Source organism: Desulfogranum aggregans (genome assembly GCF_055398265.1).
The window spans coordinates 4,460,001-4,483,108 of sequence record NZ_AP042447.1; the positions used below are offsets into that span (position 1 = coordinate 4,460,001).

The 23,108-nt window shown below is 53.0% G+C and carries 16 protein-coding genes and 1 rRNA gene (1 of these 17 only partly in view); 5 read left to right on the forward strand and 12 right to left on the reverse strand.

Features of this window, described 5'->3' with window-relative positions; translation table 11 throughout:
• Positions 1 to 1,359 (reverse strand): 16S ribosomal RNA (locus ACZ52Z_RS19560); it reaches 201 nt to the left of the window's first position.
• Positions 1,360 to 1,786: 427 nt separating this feature from the next.
• Complete coding sequence (locus ACZ52Z_RS19565) at positions 1,787 to 2,077, reverse strand: hypothetical protein (RefSeq protein ID WP_464268447.1); 291 nt, start codon at positions 2,075 to 2,077, stop codon at positions 1,787 to 1,789.
• A gap of 321 nt (positions 2,078 to 2,398) precedes the next feature.
• On the opposite strand from ACZ52Z_RS19565, the gene ACZ52Z_RS19570 reads away from it, so the two are divergent.
• Positions 2,399 to 3,457, forward strand: a complete 1,059-nt coding sequence (locus ACZ52Z_RS19570; RefSeq protein WP_464268448.1) for a CNNM domain-containing protein — start codon at positions 2,399 to 2,401, stop codon at positions 3,455 to 3,457.
• Between the two features lie 53 nt (positions 3,458 to 3,510).
• On the opposite strand, the gene clpB is transcribed toward ACZ52Z_RS19570, so the two are convergent.
• The 3 genes from clpB to ACZ52Z_RS19585 all read right to left on the reverse strand — a co-directional run bounded on the left by clpB (position 3,511) and on the right by ACZ52Z_RS19585 (position 7,232).
• Positions 3,511 to 6,099 carry an ATP-dependent chaperone ClpB gene (gene clpB / locus ACZ52Z_RS19575; RefSeq protein WP_464268449.1) on the reverse strand — a complete coding sequence of 863 codons (2,589 nt, stop codon included), beginning with the start codon at positions 6,097 to 6,099 and terminating at the stop codon, positions 3,511 to 3,513.
• Between the two features lie 330 nt (positions 6,100 to 6,429).
• The gene (locus ACZ52Z_RS19580) at positions 6,430 to 6,756 is read right to left on the reverse strand and encodes an IscA/HesB family protein (RefSeq protein ID WP_464268450.1); all 327 of its coding nucleotides are present in this window, start codon (positions 6,754 to 6,756) and stop codon (positions 6,430 to 6,432) included.
• A gap of 143 nt (positions 6,757 to 6,899) precedes the next feature.
• Entirely contained in the window at positions 6,900 to 7,232 is a 333-nt protein-coding gene (locus tag ACZ52Z_RS19585; RefSeq protein ID WP_464268451.1) for an IscA/HesB family protein, read from the reverse strand.
• A 383-nt stretch (positions 7,233 to 7,615) separates the two neighbouring features.
• On the opposite strand from ACZ52Z_RS19585, the gene ACZ52Z_RS19590 reads away from it, so the two are divergent.
• Positions 7,616 to 8,704, forward strand: coding sequence for a 6-phosphofructokinase (locus tag ACZ52Z_RS19590; protein ID WP_464268452.1), 1,089 nt, complete (start codon positions 7,616 to 7,618; stop codon positions 8,702 to 8,704).
• A 7-nt stretch (positions 8,705 to 8,711) separates the two neighbouring features.
• On the forward strand, positions 8,712 to 9,356 hold the full coding sequence (locus ACZ52Z_RS19595; protein ID WP_464268453.1) for an endonuclease III domain-containing protein: 645 nt from the start codon (positions 8,712 to 8,714) through the stop codon (positions 9,354 to 9,356).
• A gap of 133 nt (positions 9,357 to 9,489) precedes the next feature.
• Here ACZ52Z_RS19595 and ACZ52Z_RS19600 read toward each other — a convergent pair whose 3' ends face one another.
• The 3 genes from ACZ52Z_RS19600 to rnr form a co-directional block, all read right to left on the reverse strand.
• The gene (locus ACZ52Z_RS19600; protein ID WP_464268454.1) at positions 9,490 to 10,233 is read right to left on the reverse strand and encodes an RNA methyltransferase; all 744 of its coding nucleotides are present in this window, start codon (positions 10,231 to 10,233) and stop codon (positions 9,490 to 9,492) included.
• Positions 10,234 to 10,333: 100 nt separating this feature from the next.
• Positions 10,334 to 10,840, reverse strand: coding sequence for a hypothetical protein (locus ACZ52Z_RS19605; RefSeq protein ID WP_464268455.1), 507 nt, complete (start codon positions 10,838 to 10,840; stop codon positions 10,334 to 10,336).
• 248 nt (positions 10,841 to 11,088) lie between these two features.
• Positions 11,089 to 13,209, reverse strand: a complete 2,121-nt coding sequence (rnr, locus tag ACZ52Z_RS19610) for a ribonuclease R (protein ID WP_464268456.1) — start codon at positions 13,207 to 13,209, stop codon at positions 11,089 to 11,091.
• A gap of 304 nt (positions 13,210 to 13,513) precedes the next feature.
• Here rnr and ACZ52Z_RS19615 point away from each other — a divergent pair, with 304 nt between their 5' ends.
• Positions 13,514 to 15,619 carry a RelA/SpoT family protein gene (locus ACZ52Z_RS19615; protein WP_464268457.1) on the forward strand — a complete coding sequence of 702 codons (2,106 nt, stop codon included), beginning with the start codon at positions 13,514 to 13,516 and terminating at the stop codon, positions 15,617 to 15,619.
• 194 nt (positions 15,620 to 15,813) lie between these two features.
• Here ACZ52Z_RS19615 and aat read toward each other — a convergent pair whose 3' ends face one another.
• From aat to zwf, 3 genes are all read right to left on the reverse strand, one after another.
• Positions 15,814 to 16,494 carry a leucyl/phenylalanyl-tRNA--protein transferase gene (aat, locus tag ACZ52Z_RS19620; protein ID WP_464268458.1) on the reverse strand — a complete coding sequence of 227 codons (681 nt, stop codon included), beginning with the start codon at positions 16,492 to 16,494 and terminating at the stop codon, positions 15,814 to 15,816.
• Between the two features lie 164 nt (positions 16,495 to 16,658).
• The gene (locus tag ACZ52Z_RS19625) at positions 16,659 to 17,315 is read right to left on the reverse strand and encodes a PEP-CTERM sorting domain-containing protein (protein WP_464268459.1); all 657 of its coding nucleotides are present in this window, start codon (positions 17,313 to 17,315) and stop codon (positions 16,659 to 16,661) included.
• Positions 17,316 to 17,565: 250 nt separating this feature from the next.
• A complete protein-coding gene (gene zwf / locus ACZ52Z_RS19630) occupies positions 17,566 to 19,020 on the reverse strand; it encodes a glucose-6-phosphate dehydrogenase (protein WP_464268460.1) in 1,455 nt (484 codons plus the stop codon).
• Between the two features lie 262 nt (positions 19,021 to 19,282).
• Between zwf and ACZ52Z_RS19635 the strand changes: the two genes are divergently transcribed.
• Positions 19,283 to 21,067, forward strand: coding sequence for an AAA family ATPase (locus ACZ52Z_RS19635; RefSeq protein WP_464268461.1), 1,785 nt, complete (start codon positions 19,283 to 19,285; stop codon positions 21,065 to 21,067).
• 48 nt (positions 21,068 to 21,115) lie between these two features.
• On the opposite strand, the gene ACZ52Z_RS19640 is transcribed toward ACZ52Z_RS19635, so the two are convergent.
• The gene (locus ACZ52Z_RS19640; RefSeq protein ID WP_464268462.1) at positions 21,116 to 23,074 is read right to left on the reverse strand and encodes a peptide transporter; all 1,959 of its coding nucleotides are present in this window, start codon (positions 23,072 to 23,074) and stop codon (positions 21,116 to 21,118) included.
• Positions 23,075 to 23,108 lie beyond the last annotated feature (34 nt).

A 23,108-nucleotide genomic window follows, 5' to 3' on the forward strand; every position in this document is an offset into this window, starting at 1 on the left:
TTCCGACTTCATGGAGTCGAGTTGCAGACTCCAATCCGGACTGAGACCGGCTTTTCGGGATTTGCGCCTTCTCGCGAAGTGGCTGCCCTTTGTACCGGCCATTGTAGTACGTGTGTAGCCCTGGTCATAAAGGCCATGAGGACTTGACGTCATCCCCACCTTCCTCCGGTTTGACACCGGCAGTCCCTTTAGAGTGCGCAGCCGAACTGCTAGCAACTAAAGGTAAGGGTTGCGCTCGTTGCGGGACTTAACCCAACATCTCACGACACGAGCTGACGACAGCCATGCAGCACCTGTCACCAAGTTCCTTCTAATGAAGGCACTTTTCTGTTTCCAGAAAATTCTCGGGATGTCAAGACCAGGTAAGGTTCTTCGCGTTGCATCGAATTAAACCACATACTCCACCGCTTGTGCGGGCCCCCGTCAATTTCTTTGAGTTTTAATCTTGCGACCGTACTCCCCAGGCGGTGAACTTAATGCGTTGGCTGCGGCACAGAAGGGATCAACACCTCCTACACCTAGTTCACATCGTTTACGGCGTGGACTACCAGGGTATCTAATCCTGTTTGCTCCCCACGCTTTCGCGCCTCAGCGTCAGTATTCAGCCAGAAAGTCGCCTTCGCCACCGGTATTCCTCCTGATATCTACGAATTTCACCTCTACACCAGGAATTCCACTTTCCCCTCTGATACTCAAGCTTGGCAGTTTCAAATGCACTTCCACGGTTAAGCCGTGGGCTTTCACATCTGACTTACCATGCCGCCTGCGCGCCCTTTACGCCCAGTAATTCCGAACAACGCTTGCACCCTCCGTATTACCGCGGCTGCTGGCACGGAGTTAGCCGGTGCTTCCTTTAAAGGTACCGTCAAACATAACAGGTATTAACTGCTACGCATTTCTTCCCTTTTGACAGAGCTTTACGACCCGAAAGCCTTCCTCACTCACGCGGCGTCGCTGCGTCAGGGTTTCCCCCATTGCGCAATATTCCTCACTGCTGCCTCCCGTAGGAGTCTGGCCCGTGTTTCAGTGCCAGTGTGACGGATCATCCTCTCAGACCCGCTAACCATCGATGCCTTGGTAGGCCATTACCCCACCAACTAGCTAATGGTACGCAGACCCCTCCTCATGCAGTAGCTTATATCAGAGGCCACCTTTGCTTATTACACTTATGAAAAACAAGCACATCCGGTATTAGTCCACCTTTCGGTGGGTTATCCCAGACATAAGGACAGGTTATCTACGCGTTACTCACCCGTGCGCCACTCTACTAGTCTTCCGAAGAAGACGTTCGCGTTCGACTTGCATGTGTTAAGCACGCCGCCAGCGTTCGTTCTGAGCCAGAATCAAACTCTCCAGTTTAATATCTTCTGCTCAATCACTAACGATTGGACTTACAAACTTCAAAAAAACCAAAATCAATTGGCCCGCTTGTTATTACTGTTCAGTTGTCAAAGATCAAGGTGCGTCCTATAAGACACGCCTGTAAGCTGCGCGGCACATCAATGCTGCGAAGCTTGTTGCTGTGTTGTTCCAATGTCTCTCTTGCGAGAGAAGTGATACTTTACAGCTCTGTTCAGAGAATGTCAACAGAAAAGAGAGCGGCACGATGATTGCCGACCGCAAATCCGTTGACCCTTTGAAGCAGGGACTAGCAATCTACACTATGCTGCTTTTCTCGTCAATGAAAAAGTATGGTGTTCTTTTTCCGTTCTCCGACTGTGGGCGAGGTACCTACGGGGGGGCGTTTGATAGGATAGAAATGGAGAAGTATCATATTTTGCAAGGGTTATTTCTTGTCAGCTGTCCACCGGGTCAGCGTCTGAATGATTTTTTCCGCCTGGGCGGCGCTGGATATATTAAATTTAGACTTTGGCAGATACTGGCCGTTTCGTTTTTGGTATCGGCGTATGGAGTATTTGTGGGGGCCGTATTCATCCTTGCTCCGGTTGTACTCCTGGTAGCAGAAGAGGATGGTGGTCCATGCGCCTTTGGTCAATATTTCCTTGTCGAGCTCTTTGACGATCAGTACACCGTCTTCTTCGTAATTAATTGTTAAATCGTCTACTTCCGTTGCCATGGGTCAATTTCCTTGTAAAGTAAGGTGAATAGAGAGCAGTAAATTTTCTGCACGCTATGTATCCTACTGGTGATAAAATGGCAATCCTTGAATAATCCGATAAAGATCCTTTTGTTGTCAGTTCGAAACTGGTGTGTGCCCATTTTTTCGCTCCGTTGAGGTGGTTGCTGCCAGCTGGCTAAATTGGGTCTTCATTACGAAAAGGAGGGAATTGGGGTTGTTTTTTTTTCTATCTGCAGTGATATATACAGCAATGATTACGGGAAGGAGATAGCTGCTATTCGGTCCCCTTAATTTATCCATTTTCAGCCGGGAGTAGGCATGTTGCTGCTGATTGTATATATATCACTAGCGCTGGGGGTATCTTTTCTTTGCTCCATCATGGAGGCTGTGCTACTCAGCGTATCCTCCTCTTTTGTTGCCCAAATGGAACAGGAGGGGAAGGCTGCCGCAGCACAGTTGCAGCAGTATAAAAGTAACATTGATCAACCCCTTGCAGCTATCCTCAGTCTCAATACCATAGCCCATACCGTTGGCGCTGCAGGTGCCGGAGCGCAGGCCGCGATCGTTTTTGGAGAGGCATACCTGGGTGTCATCTCGGCCATACTGACGTTTCTTATTCTTGTTTTTTCCGAAATCATCCCCAAAACCCTTGGAGCGGCCTACTGGCGTCAGATGGCTTTGCCTGTGGTATACTTGTTGAAGTTTACTTTGTGGGGGATGTGGCCGCTGGTAAAGATGGCAGAACTCCTGACCCGGCTGTTAACCCGAGGAAAACAGCATGGATTGATTGAACGTAAGGAGTTTATTGCCCTGGTTGATCTTGGCCGAAAAGAAGGAATTTTCCATAAGTACGAGAGTCGGATACTGCACAATCTCTTCTATATACGAGATATCCGTACCCGTGATATCATGACCCCCCGCACTGTCGTTTTTGCCCTTGACGAACAACTGGAGGTGGCGCAGGCGATGCAAATGCACCCGGAAATTCCCTTTTCTCGCATTCCGTTGTCCACTGGTTCCATTGACAGGATTACTGGCTTTGCCTTAAAACACGAAATTCTTCGTGCTGTTTTTGAGTCGCCGAAGGAGCCATTATCCACTATACGTCGACCACTGCATGTGGTGGAAGGTGGGCTTAGCGTGCACGAGCTTTTTGCCAGGTTGATGCAGGATGGCGCACATATCGCCCTGGTGGTGGATCCCTACGGGGGTACCGAGGGTATTGTGACCATGGAAGATGTTTTTGAGACCCTCATCGGGCTGGAAATAGTGGATGAGGCGGATACTGCTGAGGATATGCAGGAGTTGGCAAGGAAACAGTGGGAAAGGCGGACCCGTTTGCAGGAGAAATTGCTGATCGTGAAAAGGAACGGCTAGAGGCTCCGCTTTATGCAAAACGGAGCCTTCTGTGGGACATATTTTTTCTCTGTTTACTGTCTGCAGAAAGTGAGTTGGTTGTTGGCAGCGTCCACCAGGATGTGATCGCCTGGAGCAAATTTGCCTTCAAGGATTTCCAGCGCCAGCGGATCCTCGATATATCGCTGAATAGCCCGTTTGAGCGGACGAGCGCCAAAAGCAGGCTCATACCCCGCATTCACCAGAAACTGTACGGCGTTGTCCGTAAGCGTCAATTGGAATTTCTGGTTAGCCAATCTCTTTTTCATCCGTCCTGTCTGGATGCCGACGATCTGCTCGAGATCATCTTTCGTGAGGCTGTGAAAGGTGATGATTTCATCCACCCTGTTGAGAAACTCCGGCTTGAACTGCCGGTGTAGCAGGTCGTCAATCTGCCGGCGCATTTCCTGTGGATCGGTTTGGCCCATTTCCATGATTAGGTGGCTGCCAAGGTTGGAGGTCATGATGAGCAGGGTGTTCTTGAAATCTACCGTCCTTCCTTTGCCGTCGGTCATGCGGCCGTCATCGAGCACCTGAAGGAGGACGTTGAACACATCGGGATGGGCTTTTTCGATTTCATCTAGCAGGATCACCGAATAAGGGCGTCGGCGAACCGCCTCTGTCAGCATGCCGCCCTCGTCGTATCCGACATAGCCTGGGGGCGCTCCGATGAGTCGAGCAACCGAATGCTTCTCCATGTATTCCGACATGTCGATCCTAATCATCGAGCTTTCCGAGTCAAAGAGGAAATCGGCAAGCGAGCGGGCAAGTTCGGTTTTGCCCACGCCAGTCGGCCCGAGAAAGATGAAGGAGCCCAGCGGTCGATCAGGATCCTGGAGGCCTGCTCTCGCTCTGCGGACGGCGTTAGCCACCGCGTGGATGGCCTCTTTCTGGCCGATAACCCGTTTGGCAAGCACCTTGTCGGCGTGGACAAGTTTCTCCTTTTCTCCCTCAAGCAGCTTGTCTACCGGAATGCCCGTCCATTTGGCGACCACTGCGGCGACATCCTCTTCGGATACCTCTTCCTTAAGCATCTGGTTGCTCTCCTGGATGCCTGCCAAGCGGCTGTTGGCTGCTTCAAGCTCTTTTTCCAGTTCGACAATTCTGCCGTAGCGAATTTCCGCCACTTTGCTGAGGTCTCCGCTTCGTTCAGCCCTTTGCTCTTCCATCCTGGCTTCGTCGATCTGGGCTTTGATGTCGCGAATAGACTGGATAATCTCACGCTCCAGGCTCCACTGGCCCTTCATTGCCTTGAGGCTGTCTTCCAGGTTGGCCAGACTTTTTTTCAGCTCCGTCAAGCGGTCTTTGGAGGCCTGGTCCTTTTCTTTTTTTAGCGCCTCCTGTTCGATCTCCATTTTTATTTTTTTTCGTTCCAGCTGGTCAATCTCCGTGGGCATTGAATCGATCTCTATACGCAGTCGTGAGGCTGCTTCGTCAATGAGGTCTATGGCCTTGTCTGGAAGGAATCGGTCGGTAATGTACCTGTTGGATAAGGCGACCGCCGCGACTGTCGCCGCATCCTGGATGCGGACGCCGTGGTGTACTTCATATTTTTCCTTAATGCCGCGTAATATAGCCACAGTATCCTCTTCGCTGGGCTCCTGAACAAGTACAGGCTGAAATCTTCTCTCCAGGGCGGCATCTTTTTCTATGTGCTTACGGTATTCATCGAGGGTGGTGGCTCCAACGCAGTGGAGTTCACCACGTGCCAGTGCGGGTTTAAGCATGTTGGAGGCGTCCATGGAGCCTTCGGCAGCTCCGGCGCCTACAAGGGTGTGCATTTCGTCGATGAACAGGATGATTTCGCCTGCCCGTTTTTCAACTTCCTTGAGAACGGCTTTGAGTCGATCTTCAAATTCACCGCGATACTTGGCTCCGGCCAGGAGCGCTCCCAGGTCAAGAGAAATCACCTGTTTGTTTTCCAGGGTAGAAGGGATGTCTCCGTTGACGATTCGTTGAGCAAGTCCTTCGACAATAGCGGTTTTTCCCACTCCCGGCTCCCCTATAAGGACCGGATTGTTTTTGGTCCGGCGGGAAAGCACCTGGATAATCCGTCTGATCTCATCATCGCGTCCTATGACGGGGTCGAGTTTTTCCTGCCTGGCCACATCAGTCAGATTGCGGGCATATTTTTCCAGGGCTTGATATTTCTCTTCCGGATAAGGATCAGTAACTCTCTGGTTGCCGCGAACAGTTGTCAGGGCCTGAAGGAAGGCGTCGCTAGTGACTCCCATGCGATTGAGCATAGAGGTAACTTTGAGCTTTGGAGTGGCAAGTATTGTCAGAAAAAGGTGCTCCTGGGAAACATATTCATCCTGCATGCTGCTTGCGGTCTTAAACGATTGTTCCAGTAAAGAGCGAAATTGGGCAGACGCATACGATTGGTTTGCTGCAGCCCCTGTTACCTGGGGAAGGTCATTGATAAGTTTATTGGTCTCATTTAAAATAACACTTGGTGTGATGCCCATTTTTTGGAGTACAGGAACAACAACCCCTTCAGGTTGTTCCAGGATTACCTTGACTAAGTGCTCGGGCTGTATCTCCTGATGACCCCGGTTTTGGGCAAGGGTTTGGGTGCTTTGGATTGCCTCTTGTGACTTGAGTGTGAATTTATCGAGTTGCATCTCTTTCTCCTTGTTATCCTGTGGCAGGTTTAACCCGTATTACGCAAAAGCATTTTGTCTATTTAAGAAAATCTGTAGGAATTCAACTCCGTTCTGTTAAGGCGAATCGGATAAAATTTCGACAAAATGCTCATCAAGGGTCAGGGCCTATGACGCCGCCTGAACTGATGAGCAATCCGGGCTACGGTTCATTGCGTTTTTTCAAAAGAGAAAGTAAGGATGAAAGCAGGGGTGTCAATATTTTGGCATCACTAGAGTATCATTTTGTTATCAATAAAAAAAGCCTCTGCCTTTTGGCAGAGGCTGTGACGTGCTCTCCTGCAGTCGCGATCAACCGCAAGAACCAGAGGTGCAGCTTCCGCATCCTCCTCCGCCTACCGGGTTGGTCGAGGTTATGGAAAATCCTGAACGACTACCGGCTTGGATGAAATCCACTTTTATCTCCCCGCACATTGTAAGCAGGCTCTCCTCAATCAGGAAGTCCAGGGAACCTTCTCTGAAGGTTGTATCGTTCTCTTTCGCTTCATCAAGTGCCAGGCCCAATGCCTGCCCTGAGCAGCCACCAGCCATAAGGGCAACTCGGACGGCAGATTCCACATTATTCTCTTGGAGGTAGGATGTCAGGTTTTCAAGTGCTGTCGGGGTAATTTGAAACATTTTTTCTCCTGATAGGTTTTTTGAGTTAATCAGCAGTTTACCGCTGAAAAGTTGAGGTTTCAGGCAGGCAGCCGGCAGAAAAGTATAAAAAAAAAGCCCCTTGCCGCTACGGCAAGGGGCTTGGTCAAGACCTTGTGTCTCTTTTAGCCGCAGGAACCGGACGCGCAGGATCCAGAACTGCATCCGCCGCCGCCAACCGGATTGGATGAGGTGATAGAAAAGCCGGATCTGTATCCTGCTTCAATAAAGTCTACTTTGATTGCACCACAAGTGGTCAGTAGGCTTTCTTCTACCAGAAACTGTATATTTTCTTCTTCAAATGTCTTGTCGCTGTCTTTTGGCTCATCCAGAGCCAATCCCAAGGATGGGCCTGCTCAGCCCCCTTGCATAAGAGCGATACGGACAGCAGAGTCAATGCTGTTCTGCTCCATATAGGATTTGAGATTCTTGATTGCGGACTCCGTTACTTCAAACATTCATACCTCCTGGGTTTCCTTGCTTGTTCCCAAAACGGGAGATGTACTGTTACATCTATCATGGTAAGCCTCCTAACGTGCAAAGTCAATGCAGGTGGAGACCCATCTGTATCATCTCCAAGAATTTACGCAAACGAAAACTAAGCCCTTTACCACAGAAAGAAAAAAGATGAAAGTAATGTATAAGCCAGGCAACGCATCGGCTATATGGCCCCTGTCTGGTACGGTGTTAGCATGATGTTGAAAGATGTTGTCAAAACGAGGGTTACTCTCTACATTTTATGGTGGGGCTCGTGCCCCTGTCGACATGGGGGTGACTGGCTGTTGATACCTGGTCACCCAAGGGACTAGAGCTCATTTAGAGAGAGATAATAATACGGGATATGGGAAAAAAAATTTTAATATCAACCGGTGGCGGAGATGCGCCTGGACTGAATGCCGTTATCTTTGCGGTAGTGAAAGCTGCAGCCCTGCGAGGGTGGGAGGTTTACGGCAGTAGGTCCGGGTATGGCGGGCTGCTCGAGCGGGACGATCTTATCCGTCTTACTCCGGAAATAGTTGAAGGTATCCTGCCTGTTGGGGGTACTATTCTTGGTTCCACCAACAAAGGCAATCCTTTTGCGATGCCGGTGGAAAACCTTGCCGGTGAAATAAAGGTGTTGGATATTTCCGATAAAATCCTGCAGAATTTCAACCGAATGGGCTTTTACTGCCATATCGCTGTCGGCGGTGACGGCAGTCTGGAGATCGCGCATCGATTCGCACAAAAGGGAATGCCGGTCATCGGGGTGCCGAAAACCATTGACAATGACCTTGAAGTAACGGATCGCACCTTCGGGTTTGATACTGCGGTGGCCACGGCCACCGATGCCATTGACAAGCTGCACTCCACTGCCAAATCTCATGATCGGGTGATGGTGGTAGAGGTCATGGGCCGGGAGTCGGGATGGATAGCTCTCTACTCGGGGATTTCAGGTGGTGCTGATGTCATATTGCTGCCAGAGATACCTTTCAGTCTTGACGCAGTGTGCGAGAAGATTGCTGACAACGAACTGCACGAAAAGCACTACTCCATAGTGGTCGTTGCAGAAGGGGCCTGTTCCAAAGGCGGGCAGATCATCTGTAAGGGCATGGGGGAGTTGGGCAGGGATGAGGTGGTGTTGGGAGGCATTGGAGAATGGGTGGCCTCGGAAATCAGGGAAAGATTGGGCAAAGATACCCGATCGTTGGTACTCGGTCACCTGCAGCGAGGAGGGTCTCCAACAACCTTTGACAGGCTCTTGGCGCTGCGGTTTGGCGCGGCGGCCGTGCGCATGGCGGAAGCAGAGATGTTTGACCACATGGTCGCCTGGACGCCGCCGACAATGACTTCGGTTCCCATAGCCGATGCCATCTGCCGGCGCAAGAAAGTGGATTTAACCTCGGATAAGGTCCTGACCGCCAGGGAAATAGGCATTTGTCTGGGGGATTAGCGAACAGATGACAGCAAGAGAGACGCTGCTCGAGGTGTATGAACGGCTGCTCGACCATTTCGGCCCGCAGCAATGGTGGCCGGCGCAAACCCCTTTTGAGGTGATGGTTGGCGCGATACTCACCCAGAACACCAACTGGAGCAATGTAGAAAAAGCAATTCAGCGGCTTAAGGATGTTGATTGTCTCCGAATAGAGAAAATGGCTGCCCTCCCGCCTGGACTCCTTGCCGAATATATCCGTCCGGCAGGGTATTACAATATCAAGGCCGGGCGCCTGCTCAACCTGTGTCGCTGTATCGCTGATCAGGCGGAGGGCAGGGTTGATGTTTTTCTTGATCAGCCCCTGGACAGCCTGCGAACCATACTGCTTGAGGTGAAAGGTATAGGACCGGAGACCGCTGACTCCATTCTGCTCTATGCCGCCCACCTGCCGGTTTTTGTCGTTGATGCCTACACTCACCGGATATTGAGCAGGCATCATCTGGTCGAGGAAGAAATCGACTACCACAGCCTGCAGGATGTGTTTATGGATACGCTGGAACCTGATCCGGAACTTTTCAATGAATACCATGCGCTGCTGGTCCAGGCCGGCAAGTATTACTGTCGTAAGAACAATCCGGACTGCGCCCACTGTCCCCTGGAAGGGGTATAACTGAAGGCAGGAGTATGCACGGGGCAATGATCTGCCATTTCCGTTGCATGATCCCGGAGGATGGGAGCAGCGTAACCACCATGAGGCGGCTGGTGCCAGGTGGGAAAAGCGGGGAGCAGTTTGGCTGAAATTATCACTGTGATTGGTGCCAGAGCAATTTTCGGCAGATGCCACGGATCATGCTGGCTTCCCTTTTCTTGAGCCGCACTCGGCTGAGAAACTGACGAATATTGCGCATCCAGTAGATACGGTTGTTGTCCTCGAGAAAAGTGACCTGGTGAAGCGCCTCTTCAATATGTGCATACATGCCTTCCAGGTCAAAAGAGTTGGCATATTCCTGATCCTGATCCTGTGGAGGAAATGCCTCGGGAAGAGCGGTGTAGAGCTCGTAGCAATGAATAGCCACGGCCTGGGCAAGGTTGACCGAGGAAAAACCCGCAGTGGGTATGGTGGAGGTGAATTGGCAGAGGTCAACATCTTCGTTGGTAAGTCCGGTGCTTTCCGGACCGAACATGATCGCCGTGTTGTTGCCGGCGGCCAGCGGGGCGAAATCCTGCATCACCTGGCGCGGGCTCATCTCTTGCGGGCGCTGACGTCCCTGTCGGGCTGTGGTGGCAACGATAAAGTGAAAAGGGGCGGTTGCTTCTGCAGTCGTTGCATGGCGCTCCATGGTATGGATCAGGTGCGCGGCTTTATGGGTCGCCATCTTCAGCATGCGCTCCTGGTCGTGCTCTTCATCGGAAACGAGGATCAGCTTATCCATGCCGAAGTTGTAAGCTATGCGGGCTGAGGCGCCGATGTTTTCCGGGTATTTAGGTCGGACCAGAATGATGGCTCGCATTCCGGCTGGAGAGGGGGGCTGATGTTTACGTGTCATTCATTTTCCGGCAGGAGGGGTCGCTTCGGGTGTGCAGAGGGGCAAGCCTCCTGCTCTGGCCCCCTGCAGGGACCAAGGCAGGAGGTCGAGTACAGGCAGATCAGCTACCGGTGGATTCTTCAAGCTCCAGCGGCCGCTTGGACGGTTTCTCTGGGGGGGTGGTCGAGGAGGTGGTCATTCGTTTGAAAAAGGGAATGATCCCTTTTTCTGCCCGTTTAATTTCCTCTTCCGCCTCTTTGAGGGTAATCTGCCAGGCAGGGGCGAAACCCGGAGATTTTTCGAACATAATCTCCACTGCCTTCTGGTAAACCTGGGTTTGGCGCAGTTCCTGCCGACCTGGTTTCTGGTTAAGGACCTGCACCATGTTGCGTAAGTTGTCCCGCTCCTGCTTCACCTTGTCCATTTCCGCTTTACGGCGCTCATTTTCTTCTGAATCTATTTCCAGTTTGGTGTGGAGGTGTTCACGAAGTTTTTTGAGGCTGATATTAAGGCCGCGGATTTTAAAGAGTGCCCGAACCCAGAGAATGAGGGCTATAAGCAAACCTATCAGGAGGCCGCGCAGAAAAGGGTTGCCGAGTATGCTGCCTATCCAGCTTGTTTCTTCCATGTGTATACCTCTTTAGTAGAGCGAGTGATGTGTGTAGTTATCCGGTGGACGAAAATGGTCCGGAGCAGGGGTACGGCCTGGATGCTTTCCGGCCGTGCAGGATGCACGTTGCGGGTTCCGGTGCGATATGTCCACAGTCTGTTTGTTGTTATCCGCCAGGCGCATATCGCCTGTTTATTTTTCGACCAAGCTGGTTTTTTATTTTATATGTTCTGCTTCGTCAAGAGAAACTCGCCGCTGTTCGTTCCTCAGTGGTCAGCAGACAAAGCAGGCTGCTTGAGCGAAAAGGTGAGCCGTTTGCTGAGGATGTTCACCTCCTCAAGTGCAACCTCTACGGTGTCTCCAAGCTGATAGATCCGGTTGGTGCGTTCTCCGATGAGGCGGTGTCGTTTGGCATCATGGAGGAAATAGTCAGTATCCATGGATGCCACCGGTACCGCACCGCTGACAAAGCAGTCCTCCAGTTCCACGAACAGGCCAAACGAGGTGACCCCTGAGATCACGGCAGTGAACTGTTGACCGACCTTATCGTGCATGAAGACGGCCGAAAGCCGTGAGTGAACGTCCCGTTCGGCCTCGATTGCTGTGCGCTCGCAACGCGACAGTTCCTTTCCTGCCTCCGTCAAATTCTGGCCGCCGGCTGAGGCTGGGAAAAGGCGGTCTCCTTCCGGGGCGCGGGCGAGCAAACCGGCAAGTGCGCGATGGGCAATCAAATCAGGGTAGCGCCGGATAGGGGAGGTGAAGTGGAGATAGTGGGTGGCGGCAAGACCGAAATGGCCGCTGTTTTCAGGTGCGTAACGCGCCTGCTGCATGGTGCGGAGCAGCAGGTTGTTGATCACGTATTCACGGGGGGTGCCTGCGGTCGTTTCAATCACCGCTGCAAACCAGGCTGGTGTCTTGGCGGATTTGGGGAGTTCCACCCCCAGGGCCTTGCAGACTTCGAGAAAGCTCTCCACTTTGATCGGGTCGGGCTCTTCATGAATTCTGTACAACACCCGGCGATGGTTGTTCTCCAGTGTTTCTGCGACCGCTTCATTGGCCGCGAGCATGCACTCTTCAATGAGCTGGTGGGCCTGGTTCCGTTCATGGAGGGTGATAGCCTGCACTTTCCCGTCACGCAAACAGATGGTGGGCTCCGGGATATTGAAACCCAGGCTGCCTCGCTCCATTCGTTGTCGATGAAGCAGCACCGCCAGCGCCTTTGCTCCCTCAAGCATGGGAAGGAGGGCTGAATGCTCCTGTTGTAGCTCCGGATCTTCCTCGTAGAGCAAGCGCTGCACCGTGGTGTAGGTGAAACGGTGGTGGCTGCGAATCAGGCTCCGGGTATAGCGGGAGCCGGTGCGTTTACCCTGATGATCGAATGCCAATATGGCTGTAAACGCTGGTCGCACCTCATCCGGTACCAGGCTGCATAAGTCATTGGAAAGGCGTTCCGGAAGCATGGGGAGAACCCGGTCCGGCAGGTAGACGCTGGTGCCTCGGAGGTAGGCCTCCCGGTCGATGGCTGAGCCGGGGCTGACGTAGTGGCTGACATCGGCAATGGAAACGTACAGGGTGAAGCCGACGTCGGTCGCTTCTACGGCAATGGCATCATCAAAGTCGCGAGCGTCGGCACCGTCGATGGTGACATGGGGGATGTGCTGGAGGTCCTGTCGCCCCTCACTGCTGGTGGTGAGTGGGTGTAACTGTTCGGCCTCTGCCTGGACTGCGTCGGGAAAGGTGTCGCGGAGCTCCTGTTGCCGAATGGCCATCTCCGTCTGCACGCCGGCATCGAACGGGTCACCAAGGAGCCGCGTCACCTCGCCCTTCGGTCCACTGCCTTCTGCCCCGTAGTCAGTTATTTCTACAACTACTGCCGTCCCGTCCTCTGTCTGCAAGGTATGGCCTTTGGCTATCAGGACCGTGTAGGGGAGACGGTTATTGTCAGGGGTGACAAACCCGCCGCTGCCGCTGGCGTTGAATATGCCGCACAGAGAGGTGTGAGCCCGGGAAACGACCTTCACTATCCTGCCTTCCCGGCGACCGCCTGCTGAACGGGTGATGGTGACCAGCACCTGGTCGCCATGGGAAGCATTGTTCAGGTTGGCGGCTGCAATGAATATGTCTTTCTCATGAGGAAGCTGATTGTCGGCAGTGACAAAACCAAACCCTTTGGCCGTCACTTCCAGGGAGCCTTGGACCTGAGGCCCGTGATCAGGCAGGGTGTAGCGTTTCCCTTTTTTCCAGATTTTTTTGCCCGATGCCATTTCCTCCAGCAATCCGGCCAACAGGGACCTGTCTCTTCGCGGGAGCCTGAGCTCGCCGGCAAGGGCTGAAAGGGTGAGCGGTTTGCTGGCCGAGGCGAGGATGGACAGTACCCTGTTCTCCATCGGCGATCGATGGGAGGGACGTGGAGTCTTCGTTGAGCGCCGCTTTGCAGCTTTGGCATGAAATCTATTCTTTTTTCTGGACATTGCTCAGGATATTCGTAGATTGAGAAGAATGATGCGGAAAATTTGCTTTGTCGGCCAGGAGCTATCTGCTACACTGCCCGGTGGCCCGCAGGAATGAATAGGGAAAGATACAGGCAATGCGCAGGTTTATGCAGTTTGGTACATTGCGTCCCGATGATCAGGGGTAATCCTACACGATTTGTAGGAGAAAAACAGAAAAAGTCAGCTTAAGGCCGGTTGAATGCAGTACGCTACCTTTGATGTTGCAGGGTATAAAGAAGTCATGCGCGGCTTCATTGGTCAGGGGCCGGAAACCCAGGTGTTCTGGGATGCGCTGGACTTTGCCCTCGAGGCCCACGGTGACCAATGGCGCCGTTCAGGTGATCCCTATATCGTTCATCCGTGCAGTGTCGCCCGGATCCTCGCCGAAGAGCTTGACATCACCGATGCCGAGATGCTGGCGGCCGCCCTCCTGCATGATACAGTGGAAGATGTCGAAACGGTGAGCAATGATACCATTCGCCACCATTTCGGAACAACGGTCGAGGCAATCGTCGATGGGTGTACGAAAGTCACCCACTACTCCGGTGATCGGCAGACCTTTAAGAAGCTGGTGCACCGGAAAATTTTCAGCGGTGCCGCTGCCAGACTGGAAGTAATGCTGGTCAAGATGGCGGATAGACTACATAATCTGCGAACACTCTCTTCCATGCCCCGCCACAAGCGGCAGAAAATCGCTGCCGAGACCCTGGATATTTACGCACCGTTGGCGACCATACTTGGACTGTTTGACATCAAGCGCGAGCTCTATAATCTGGCCCTGGCGTACAAATATCCCCGTCAGGGCAATAAATTGCAGTTAAAAATCAATAAGCTGGAAAATGATCCGACCTCAAAAGAGATTGTCGGCAACGTACACAAGGCGTTGCTCGCAGAGCAGATAGCCAGTGAGGTCAGCCTGCGTACCAAGGGTCTGTGGGGCTATTATGACTTTCGCCACCGTATCCTGGTCCAGGAGATCGATACTCCCCAGGAAGTGTTGATCTTGGTCAAGCAGCGGAAAGACTGCTATGCCGCGCTCGGCACCCTGAACGTTATCTATCCACCGATTCCCCGTACCATTCGAGACTTCATCGCCAACCCCAAACCGTCCGGCTATCAGGGGCTGCATGCCCGGGCCAATATCGGGGGGCGAAAATATCTCTTTAAGATACGTACCGAAAATATGGCCCGTCGCGCCCAGCGCGGCCTGGTACGGGACTGGAAGGAAGGGGGCAAAACCAAAGCCCGCTTTTTCAACGAGATACAGGAAATGTTCGACATCCTCGGCAGCGAAGACTCCGTCTCTTACCGGGATCTGATCGCCGCAAGAGGAAGAAAAGAAATTTACACCTACACTCCCCAGGGAGACCTCATCTGCCTACCGTTGAATTCAGTGGTGCTTGATTTTGCTTTTCGGGTGCATACGGCCATCGGCCATACCTGCATTGGCGCCATGATCGGTAATCGCAAAGTCGGCGTCGACACCAGGCTCAGGGATGGCAATGTGGTCAAGGTGCTTCGCCAGGACCAGCCGGTCAATTTCGATTATGATACCCAGAAAAAATGCCAAACGCCCCGTGCCCGTTCCGAGTTGGCCAAAGCCTTTCGCCTACGTAGGGAAAAGGTGCTTTCCGATATCGGTGCTTCCATTCTTCGCCAGGAGATGCGACGCTATGGGGTTCCCTTTGAGGTGATCGACAAGCCGGGTATGCGTGATATCCTGGCCTATTTTGATCTCGAATCGTCGGAAGAGTTGTTTCTTCAGCTTGGAGTAGGCAGGGTTCGCCTGCGTGAGTTGATCTACGAAATCCGCAACGGGCTCTATGTGGGGCGGCCAACCCTGTACCAGCCGACCGGGGTCTTTAACCGGGTTGACCTGGCGACACTGGATCCCGTGGTGATGAAGTCCTCTGCCTGCTGTAAGCCCACCCCGCTCGATAAAGGGGTTATCGGTCTCCTGAGTGAACGTGGATTGTCGCTGCATCGAAAAGACTGCGAACAGCTGCAGCGGATCAAATTTCAGCGGGAAGATGCGGTGGAGGTGCGCTGGAAGCTCAAAGAGACAAAAATCGAGCGGGTTCAGAAAATGATTGTCATGGAGATCAACCGGCAACGGTTGTTTATGCTGCTCTCCGTCGCCCCGCAGGAAATGAAGGTGGTGGATATCATTTATCTGGGCAAAGGGGCTTCCCTGAACGGCGACTGGGAGATCAACTTCACGGTAACCAACCTCTACGGGCTGAAAAAATTTAACCGCCATCTTGCCCGAGCGGCTTTGCGCTATGAATTCGATCTGGATGTGTAATTTTTTTTCTTGACTTCCACATTGTGGTACTTACAATTAAGGCATGGCAGGAGGAAACAACCTGCCAAGGTTGATAACTGTATGGCAGTGCAGGATCAACCGCACCATTTGAAGAGTTGAAATCCTTCACCTTCAAATGGTGAACATGTCCTTCCTGATAGGCGTCTGTATGCAGGTCCCCTCCTTACCTGATCTTACAGACGCCATTTTTTTTGCGGTCTGCAAGGAGCGATGTGGCTCTCCAGCTGCTCCTGAAACTGTTCCCTGGAAATTTCCCGCGCACCGAAGCGCAGGAGGTGCTCGGTGGTCATCTGGCAGTCGATGAGGGATATGTTATGTTTGGCTGCCGCATTGACGAGCGTCGCCAGGGCCACCTTGGAGGCATCGGAAATGCTGGTGAACATGGACTCGCCAAAAAAGATCCCGTCCAGGCATACCCCGTAAAGCCCGCCGGCCAGGGTGCCGTTCTGCCAGCATTCGATGGAGTGGGCAAAACCCAGCTGGTGGAGAAGGATATAGGCCTGCTGCATCTCCTCGGTGATCCAGGTGCCTGGCTGGTCGCGGCGAGGTGCACGAGCGCAGGCCCTGATCACGTCGCCAAAGGCAGTGTCCGCGGTGACCGAAAAGGTCCCTCGCCTGATGGTCCTACGCAGGCTGCGCGGGCAGTGGAACTCCTCGGGAAACAGGACCAGTCGCGGCGCCGGCGACCACCAGAGCAGGGGCTCGCCTGGCGAGTACCAGGGGAAGATACCGTTGGCATAGGCCATGATCAGCCGCTCCGGCGACAAGTCGCCGCCAATGGCCAGCAACCCGTCAGGTTCGGCCAGGTCAGGGGCAGGGAAGATCAGGTCATCGATAAGGCGAAAGACTGGCATGTGTGAAAGGAAGTGTGCGTGAGAGTGTTTAGTGCCGGTGTGTTGGAGATTGAACTTAAAGGGAATATACCCAGGAACAGGAGAATTGCACTAGGAGATAGGTGCGGAAAAAGAAAAAAGGCAGACCCGAAGGCCTGCCTTGGAAAGCGAAGAGATAGGAACGACTACTTGCGCATTTTTCTTCTGCCGATGCTGGCCAGGGCGGCTATGCCGGTACCAAAGAGGAGCATGGTGGTTGGCTCGGGTACGGGATCGGCGATGAGTTGGCTTTGGTGATACTCTAAAATTGTACCATCATCTTTGTATCTGACTATATTCATGACTTGGACATTTCCGGCTATATTCCAACCTCCTAATCCGTCAACATAGGTTAAAAAAGAGTCGTTGCCAGGATAATTACCCTCTCCTTCAATCTCCCAGATTGATTCCTGTACGAGGTTAGCAAGAGTATCTCCGCTTCCATATGCAGAAAGATCGCCATAGAGGTAGTTCCAGTATATCCAGGCCGTTTTAGGATCAATAGGGTCGTGCCCACTGGCATCGGCGCCACTTCTTCCACCTTCTTCAGCAGCATTACTGATACTGGAGATTACATATTCCTTGCTTAGTGTTATAAACTCATCTCGTTCTAGGCAGAAACTAATATAGTTTGGAGCTGATGATCCGTTGACAAAAATATTGAACTCGCCTCCACTGGTCGTCCCATAGGTCCCCTCTTTGTTAAGTACCACTTTATCCCCAACAGAAGGAAGGGCAAAAGCGTTTACGGAAAACAGTGATATTAGGGAAAGAGCAGTAAGTGCTATCTTGAATTTCTGCATGTTGACCTCTTCTTCCTAAATTTTGGAATGAATACACGTTGAAGCTCGTGTGTAGAGTTCGATGCAGAAAATGTACCGCAGGTAAACTGTTTGCTTAACCTTTTAATATGATTAGAGAAATATTGAAAATATTATGCGTAGTGCTGCGGGATGGCGAAATTCAAAATCATTTTTTTCGCAAATGTGGTGCATATGCGGCGAGTGATTCCGGAATTTTGGAAAAATCGAGATGCGTGTCCGTGCAACCTGTTTATAACTCCTCACTGCCAGCCCTGTAAAAATGGAGTTGCTGGCCATTGTCGCACTGTTCGCACGCCTCCAGTACCGGGGTGAGGAATTCCCAGGAGGCCTCGATCCCGTCCTGGCGCCAGAACAGCATATGGTCGCCGAGCATGCCGTCGAGCAGGACCCGGGCATAGGCATCCAGGGAGGGGGCCTGGTAATGCTCGTCGTAGAGAAAGTCCATGGTCATGGTGCGCAGGCACAGCTGGGAACCGGGGCTTTTGGTTTGGAAGGTCAGGCGGATGGCCTCTTTGGGGTATGTCTCTATTATGAGACTGTTGGCGCGGATGGAGTCGCCGAGCGAGGCGGCAAAGAGCTTGTGCGGCACTTCCTTGAAGCGGATCTCAATCTTAGTCTCCTTGCGCGCCATCCGTTTTCCGGAAATGAGGAAAAACGGGACATCCTGCCAGCGCCAGTTGTCGATGTACGCCTCCAGCCGGGCGTAGGTCGGGGTGGTGGAGTCAGAGGCAACATTCTTCTCCTCCCGGTAGCCACTGACCCGTTCGCCGTCAACGGTGCCAGCGGTGTACTGGGCCAGGTGGATACTGGAGCCGTTGTCCGGGGAAAAATCCCTTAAAGAGCGGATGACCTTGACCTTCTCGTCCTGCACCGCCTCTGCTTCCAGCCGGGACGGCGGTTCCATGGCGGTCAGGACCAGCAGCTGCATCAGGTGGTTCTGGAACATGTCGCGCAGCACCCCGGCCTGTTCGTAAAAGCCGGCGCGGCTGCCCACCCCCAGTTTTTCGGCGGCAGTAATGTGGACCGATTCGATATAATGCCTGTTCCAGATCGGTTCAAAGATGGCGTTGGCAAAACGGAAAACCAGCAGGTTCTGGATGGTTTCTTTGGCCAGGTAATGATCAATACGAAAAATCTGGTGTTCCTGGAAATGATGGTGCAGGGTGGCGTTCAGTTTCCTGGCGCTTTCCAGGTTGTGGCCAAAGGGCTTCTCTACCACGATCCTCGCCCACCCATCATCTTCGGTTGCAAGCCCGGCTTGGCCCAGGAGTTCGGCAATCACCGGATAGAGCTGCGGCGGTACTGCCAGATCAAAGAGCCGATTGCCTTGGGTGGCGAATTGTTCGTCCCTGTGGTGAAGGAACGCACCCAGCTCGGCAAAGCTCTCCGGTTCATAGCTGAGCGGATGGTAGAACAGGCGCGCAGCAAAAGTATCCCACCGGTCGAGGTCGACACCTTGTTCGGTGAGTTTTTCGCGGAGGAGATGACGAAAGTGTTCGTCGTCCATGGAGGTGCGGCTGCAGCCGACAATATAGAAGGTATCCGGCAGCTGTCCTTCAAGGAAGAGGGAGAAGAGTGCCGGAATGAGTTTGCGGCTGGTCAGATCTCCGGAGGCGCCAAAGATGACGATCCCGCAGGGTGTCGGCCGAGGGGCGCTGAGTATGTCGCAGGCATGGGCTGGCATGGAGGCTCCTTGATGGTGAGTTCCGTAGAATATAAATAATAATGGAAAAAAAAGGAATGTCCAGCTCTTTACCGGTGCTGTAGACAATGTCGAACGGTCACCGGCTGGCGGCAAGGGGCACGGAAAATGAAAAAAAGCAGGGGCCGGAGCAAAAAGAGGTTTACAGGAGAGGCTAAGTCATTGATAATCGATTGACTTGTGATAGCATGGAGCGAAAAATGCTGTCTTCTCTTTTTTTCTCAAGATTTTATATATTCGAGCAATGTATCTGGAACACTTTGACCTGCATCAAGCACCGTTTAAGGAAGAGCCTGATATACACATCTTTTATCCAGGCGGTCAACGGGAGGCCGTCTGCCAGGCGTTGATCAGCGATGTGATCGTGGGCAAACCCCTGATCAAATTTATCGGTGAAGAAGGGGCGGGAAAAACCCTCATTTGTCGGGTGCTCGCCGAGCAGGTGCCGACCGACTATGACGTCGTCTATATAGACAATCCCATTGGTTCCTATGATGACCTCCTGCGGGTCATCTGCCTGGATCTGGGAATGCACCCTTCGGGCGGGCATGAGTCGGTAAATTTTGTGCACGAGCTCCATGGCCAGCTGGACAGGCGGCGCCAGGAAAACCGCAAGGTGCTGATTATTGTCGATGAGGCGGAAAAGCTGTTTCTCGCTACCCTGGAGCGGCTGGTTCGCTCTGTGTGCGAGGCCGGGGAAGTGGATGTTCTGCGGATTGTCCTTGCCGGACGTCCGGGCCTGGATGCCAACCTGGAACAGCTCGCCATCTACTGTGCCAATGTGGATATCAATGCCGGCCACTACCTGGAGCCTCTCAGTGCAGAGGAGACCCGTGATTACCTGATGTATCGTCTCGAAGCAGCAGGGCTTGCGCAGGACCAGGTGGTGGATTTTTTCTCTGAAGGAGCTGTGGCCAAGATCCATGCTTCCGCCAAAGGGAACATGCGGATGATCAATATTCTGGCTGAGGAGTCCCTGCAGAATTCTTTTTCCGTTAAGTCCTTTATGGTGCTCTTGGACCATGTCAGCGTCGAAGAAAACCCAGAGGAAAGACCGGTCGGCAGCCTTCCTTCCCTTATCCGGGAAAAGGCGAACGCGGCCATAAGAGTTTTCCAGGAGAACAGATTGCTTGCCGGGGCCGGGGGAGCCGCTCTGGTGTTGATCATCCTGATCGGGTTGCTTGTATCCGGCGGTGAGGAGCCGGCAACGGTGATTGACCGGTCTCAGCCGACGACTGCAGAAGAAGCCGTTAAGGTTCCCTCGCCTGTGGAAAAGGTGGAGATGGTCATAGAGGAAGAGGCATCGCCCCCACTTCCGGTCACAGAGGAACAACCGCAACTCGAAAGCGAAACACCGCCGTCTGCACCTGCATCAACTGAGGTGGCGGAAGTCTATCCCCTGGAAGAGGAAGATCCGCTGGAGGAGGTGATCGAAGAACCGCTTGACACCCCTGCCGAGGTGGCGGAGCAGCCGGCGACGGCCGATATATCACCGCCTGTGCCATCGGTGATCAGAGAACAGGAAAAGACTCCCATCGAACAGCCGACAGTGGTCATTGTCGGGCCTGAGCGAAAAAAGCGTGCGCCCGGTGCACCGGCAGAGGTGGAAACTGCCCCATCATCGGAAAAGGCAGTATCCCCGCCTCCAGCGCTGGAGAAAAAACCAGAGAAGATTATCGTCAAAGGACGCGACGGCGAGCTGTTGTTTCGTGAACGGCGACGGGCCAGTGCCGGGTGGTTGGCTGAAGCGTTTCGCGGCGGATACACCATCCAGTTGATGATGCTGACCTCCAATCAGGCAGAGGAAAATTTGAAAAGAATGCTGGTGCAGGATCAGTATTATGCCATCAGAGATAACCTCTATATCCTGCGCAAGAAGACTACCCCGCCGACCCTGTTTGTTTACTATGGCATATACGAATCAATGGATCATGCGCGGCAGGAGCGAAACACCATGCCGGTATTTCTGCGGAAGCATCATCCGTATGCCCTTTCTATAAGTGATGCGTTGAAAAAGTCAGAAAGTTAGGCCCACGACTGCTATCCCATCTTTTGATCAGCCCCCGGTTGCGGGGGCTCAGTAAGCCATGTAACTCAGTGATTTCAAGATGAGGGCAAAACCCATGGCAAACATACCGGTCAGCCCCATTCCGCAGGAAAAGCCAGCCAGCAGGACCGGTGCATACTGCCGCCACATTGCACCGTAGCGTTTGTGAAAATAGTAACGGCCCAGCAGCGCTCCGGCCACCTCCAGGATAATGCCATGGGGGGTGGATTGCCCAAGCCCCCTGACGACACCATAGATAAGCAGGACCGGTAGCCCGAACAGGGTGAGCAGCATATACATGACTACCCCCAGGCCAAGTCCGGAAAGGACATAGGTGCCTTTGAGCGCCTGAAAAAAGAGGGAATTCCCCTCCAGAGTCGATGTCTGCATCAACAGGGTGTTGAGCGCCTGTAGATGCCAGAGCTCCTGGGCGTAGGGGTAGCTGGAGGAGGGGATGGGTGCAAGCCTCCAGATGAATTGGGAGAAGAGGAGGCTGGAAATCATCACCACTGGAAAGACGACCAGTTCAGCCTTTATAATTCCCCGCAGAGAGGTGCCGGTCAGTTCTATTTCTCGAAAGCCGACTGTTGCCTCTCCATAGTTATGGATGGGAATCGGGGCATACCAGATCTCTATCCCCTGATAACCGAAGTATTTAGCCCCGGCAATAAAACTTGCTTCCCGGACGAGTGGCAGGCTGACGAACTGACCGGCAATCCCTTCCATTCGTGCGGTGATATAGGAGATGATCGGGGTATAGATAAAGCCGTAGCCCAGAAAAAATATCCATGGGAAATTGGGCACCAGCCAGATGCAAAGCAGGACATAGGAGAGGGTTGATGCCACATAGATACCAATGGATATCCAGAAATTGAAATCACCTCGCCCCGGGGGTGGGTGAAAGAGGTCCTTGAGGGTTCCCCGCTCCGACCCGCTGTTGCCGAACGATCGAATAACCGACCATATGCCGATTACCCCTATGGCCAAGCCCAGGCCAATGCCGAAGCTCATGTAAAAATCGAAATTGTTGGCAAACACTGTGTCTACCGTTCCCATACCCTGGTGCCAGCGGTTGAGAATGCCCTTGTCCCAGAGTATGGGGTTGAGAACAATGGTGATGATGAGGCCGATCATGCCGCCGATGACCGCCCAGAATGGAAGCACCATGCCGATAAAGACCAGCCCCAGGTCAAGCTGAATACCTGTGGCAACCGCTGGCAGCACCTCTTCAGTGTGCCGGGTGAGCTCTATCCATGGGATGGGGATCAGGCGGATCGGTTCGGTGAAAATCAGTCCGGAAACCACCGGGAGCAGGACATAAACCCCTCCAAAGGCAAGACCGATCACCGCGCCAATGGAAAAGACCCTCCACTTCCACCCCTGTTTTTTTTCTTCGGTAGATTCTGCCAGGGCCATGGTACCCAGAGCACCGACCGGTGCCATGGGAAAGGGCAGTTTTTCTACATCCGAGGTGATGCGGTAGAGGGCATACCCCAGACCGAAACGATCTACACGCTGAATAATCTGGGAACCGACCAGCAGCAGAATGGGAATGAGCCAGTCACGGTGGAGAAAGGTTCGCTGGAGGATTGATTCGGAGCTGGCGGCCGGTGCGATCCAGGTCGGGATAAATTCTGTGACACCGAGCATTTTCGCAGCATCGGATTGGACAAGGTATTGGTTCCATAGCAATCCCTGAAAGGGCGAGGCGAGAGCTGCTCCGGCCATGTAGTAGAGAATGAAGATTTCCTGCTGCCGCAGATTGGTGTGGGCGCGTTTGGCAATCTCGGCAAAGAGGATGATGGTTACCCACCTTGCCGCAGGACCGATGCCTGAGCCGATAACCAACTGCAGGTACATGGAGCCGGGCATCATGAGAAAACCGATAAAGACCGCACCGACCACGGTCTTCCAATCAAACCCTTCTTCAAAGTGCTCAGGGGTCTGGAGCAGGTCGCGATATTCTTTTAATTCCTTATCATCATACATGCGGTTTTTCCGTCTGTTTTATTCGATACCCTCT

Bases quoted from the DNA above. Each gene is read 5' to 3' on its own strand.
- ACZ52Z_RS19565 (WP_464268447.1), bottom strand. From the start codon at position 2,077: ATGGCAACGGAAGTAGACGATTTAACAATTAATTACGAAGAAGACGGT.
- ACZ52Z_RS19570 (WP_464268448.1), top strand. From the start codon at position 2,399: ATGTTGCTGCTGATTGTATATATATCACTAGCGCTGGGGGTATCTTTT.
- clpB (WP_464268449.1), bottom strand. From the start codon at position 6,099: ATGCAACTCGATAAATTCACACTCAAGTCACAAGAGGCAATCCAAAGC.
- ACZ52Z_RS19580 (WP_464268450.1), bottom strand. From the start codon at position 6,756: ATGTTTCAAATTACCCCGACAGCACTTGAAAACCTGACATCCTACCTC.
- ACZ52Z_RS19590 (WP_464268452.1), top strand. From the start codon at position 7,616: ATGGGAAAAAAAATTTTAATATCAACCGGTGGCGGAGATGCGCCTGGA.
- ACZ52Z_RS19595 (WP_464268453.1), top strand. From the start codon at position 8,712: ATGACAGCAAGAGAGACGCTGCTCGAGGTGTATGAACGGCTGCTCGAC.
- ACZ52Z_RS19600 (WP_464268454.1), bottom strand. From the start codon at position 10,233: ATGACACGTAAACATCAGCCCCCCTCTCCAGCCGGAATGCGAGCCATC.
- ACZ52Z_RS19605 (WP_464268455.1), bottom strand. From the start codon at position 10,840: ATGGAAGAAACAAGCTGGATAGGCAGCATACTCGGCAACCCTTTTCTG.
- rnr (WP_464268456.1), bottom strand. From the start codon at position 13,209: ATGGAGAACAGGGTACTGTCCATCCTCGCCTCGGCCAGCAAACCGCTC.
- ACZ52Z_RS19615 (WP_464268457.1), top strand. From the start codon at position 13,514: ATGCAGTACGCTACCTTTGATGTTGCAGGGTATAAAGAAGTCATGCGC.
- aat (WP_464268458.1), bottom strand. From the start codon at position 16,494: ATGCCAGTCTTTCGCCTTATCGATGACCTGATCTTCCCTGCCCCTGAC.
- ACZ52Z_RS19625 (WP_464268459.1), bottom strand. From the start codon at position 17,315: ATGCAGAAATTCAAGATAGCACTTACTGCTCTTTCCCTAATATCACTG.
- zwf (WP_464268460.1), bottom strand. From the start codon at position 19,020: ATGCCAGCCCATGCCTGCGACATACTCAGCGCCCCTCGGCCGACACCC.
- ACZ52Z_RS19635 (WP_464268461.1), top strand. From the start codon at position 19,283: ATGTATCTGGAACACTTTGACCTGCATCAAGCACCGTTTAAGGAAGAG.
- ACZ52Z_RS19640 (WP_464268462.1), bottom strand. From the start codon at position 23,074: ATGTATGATGATAAGGAATTAAAAGAATATCGCGACCTGCTCCAGACC.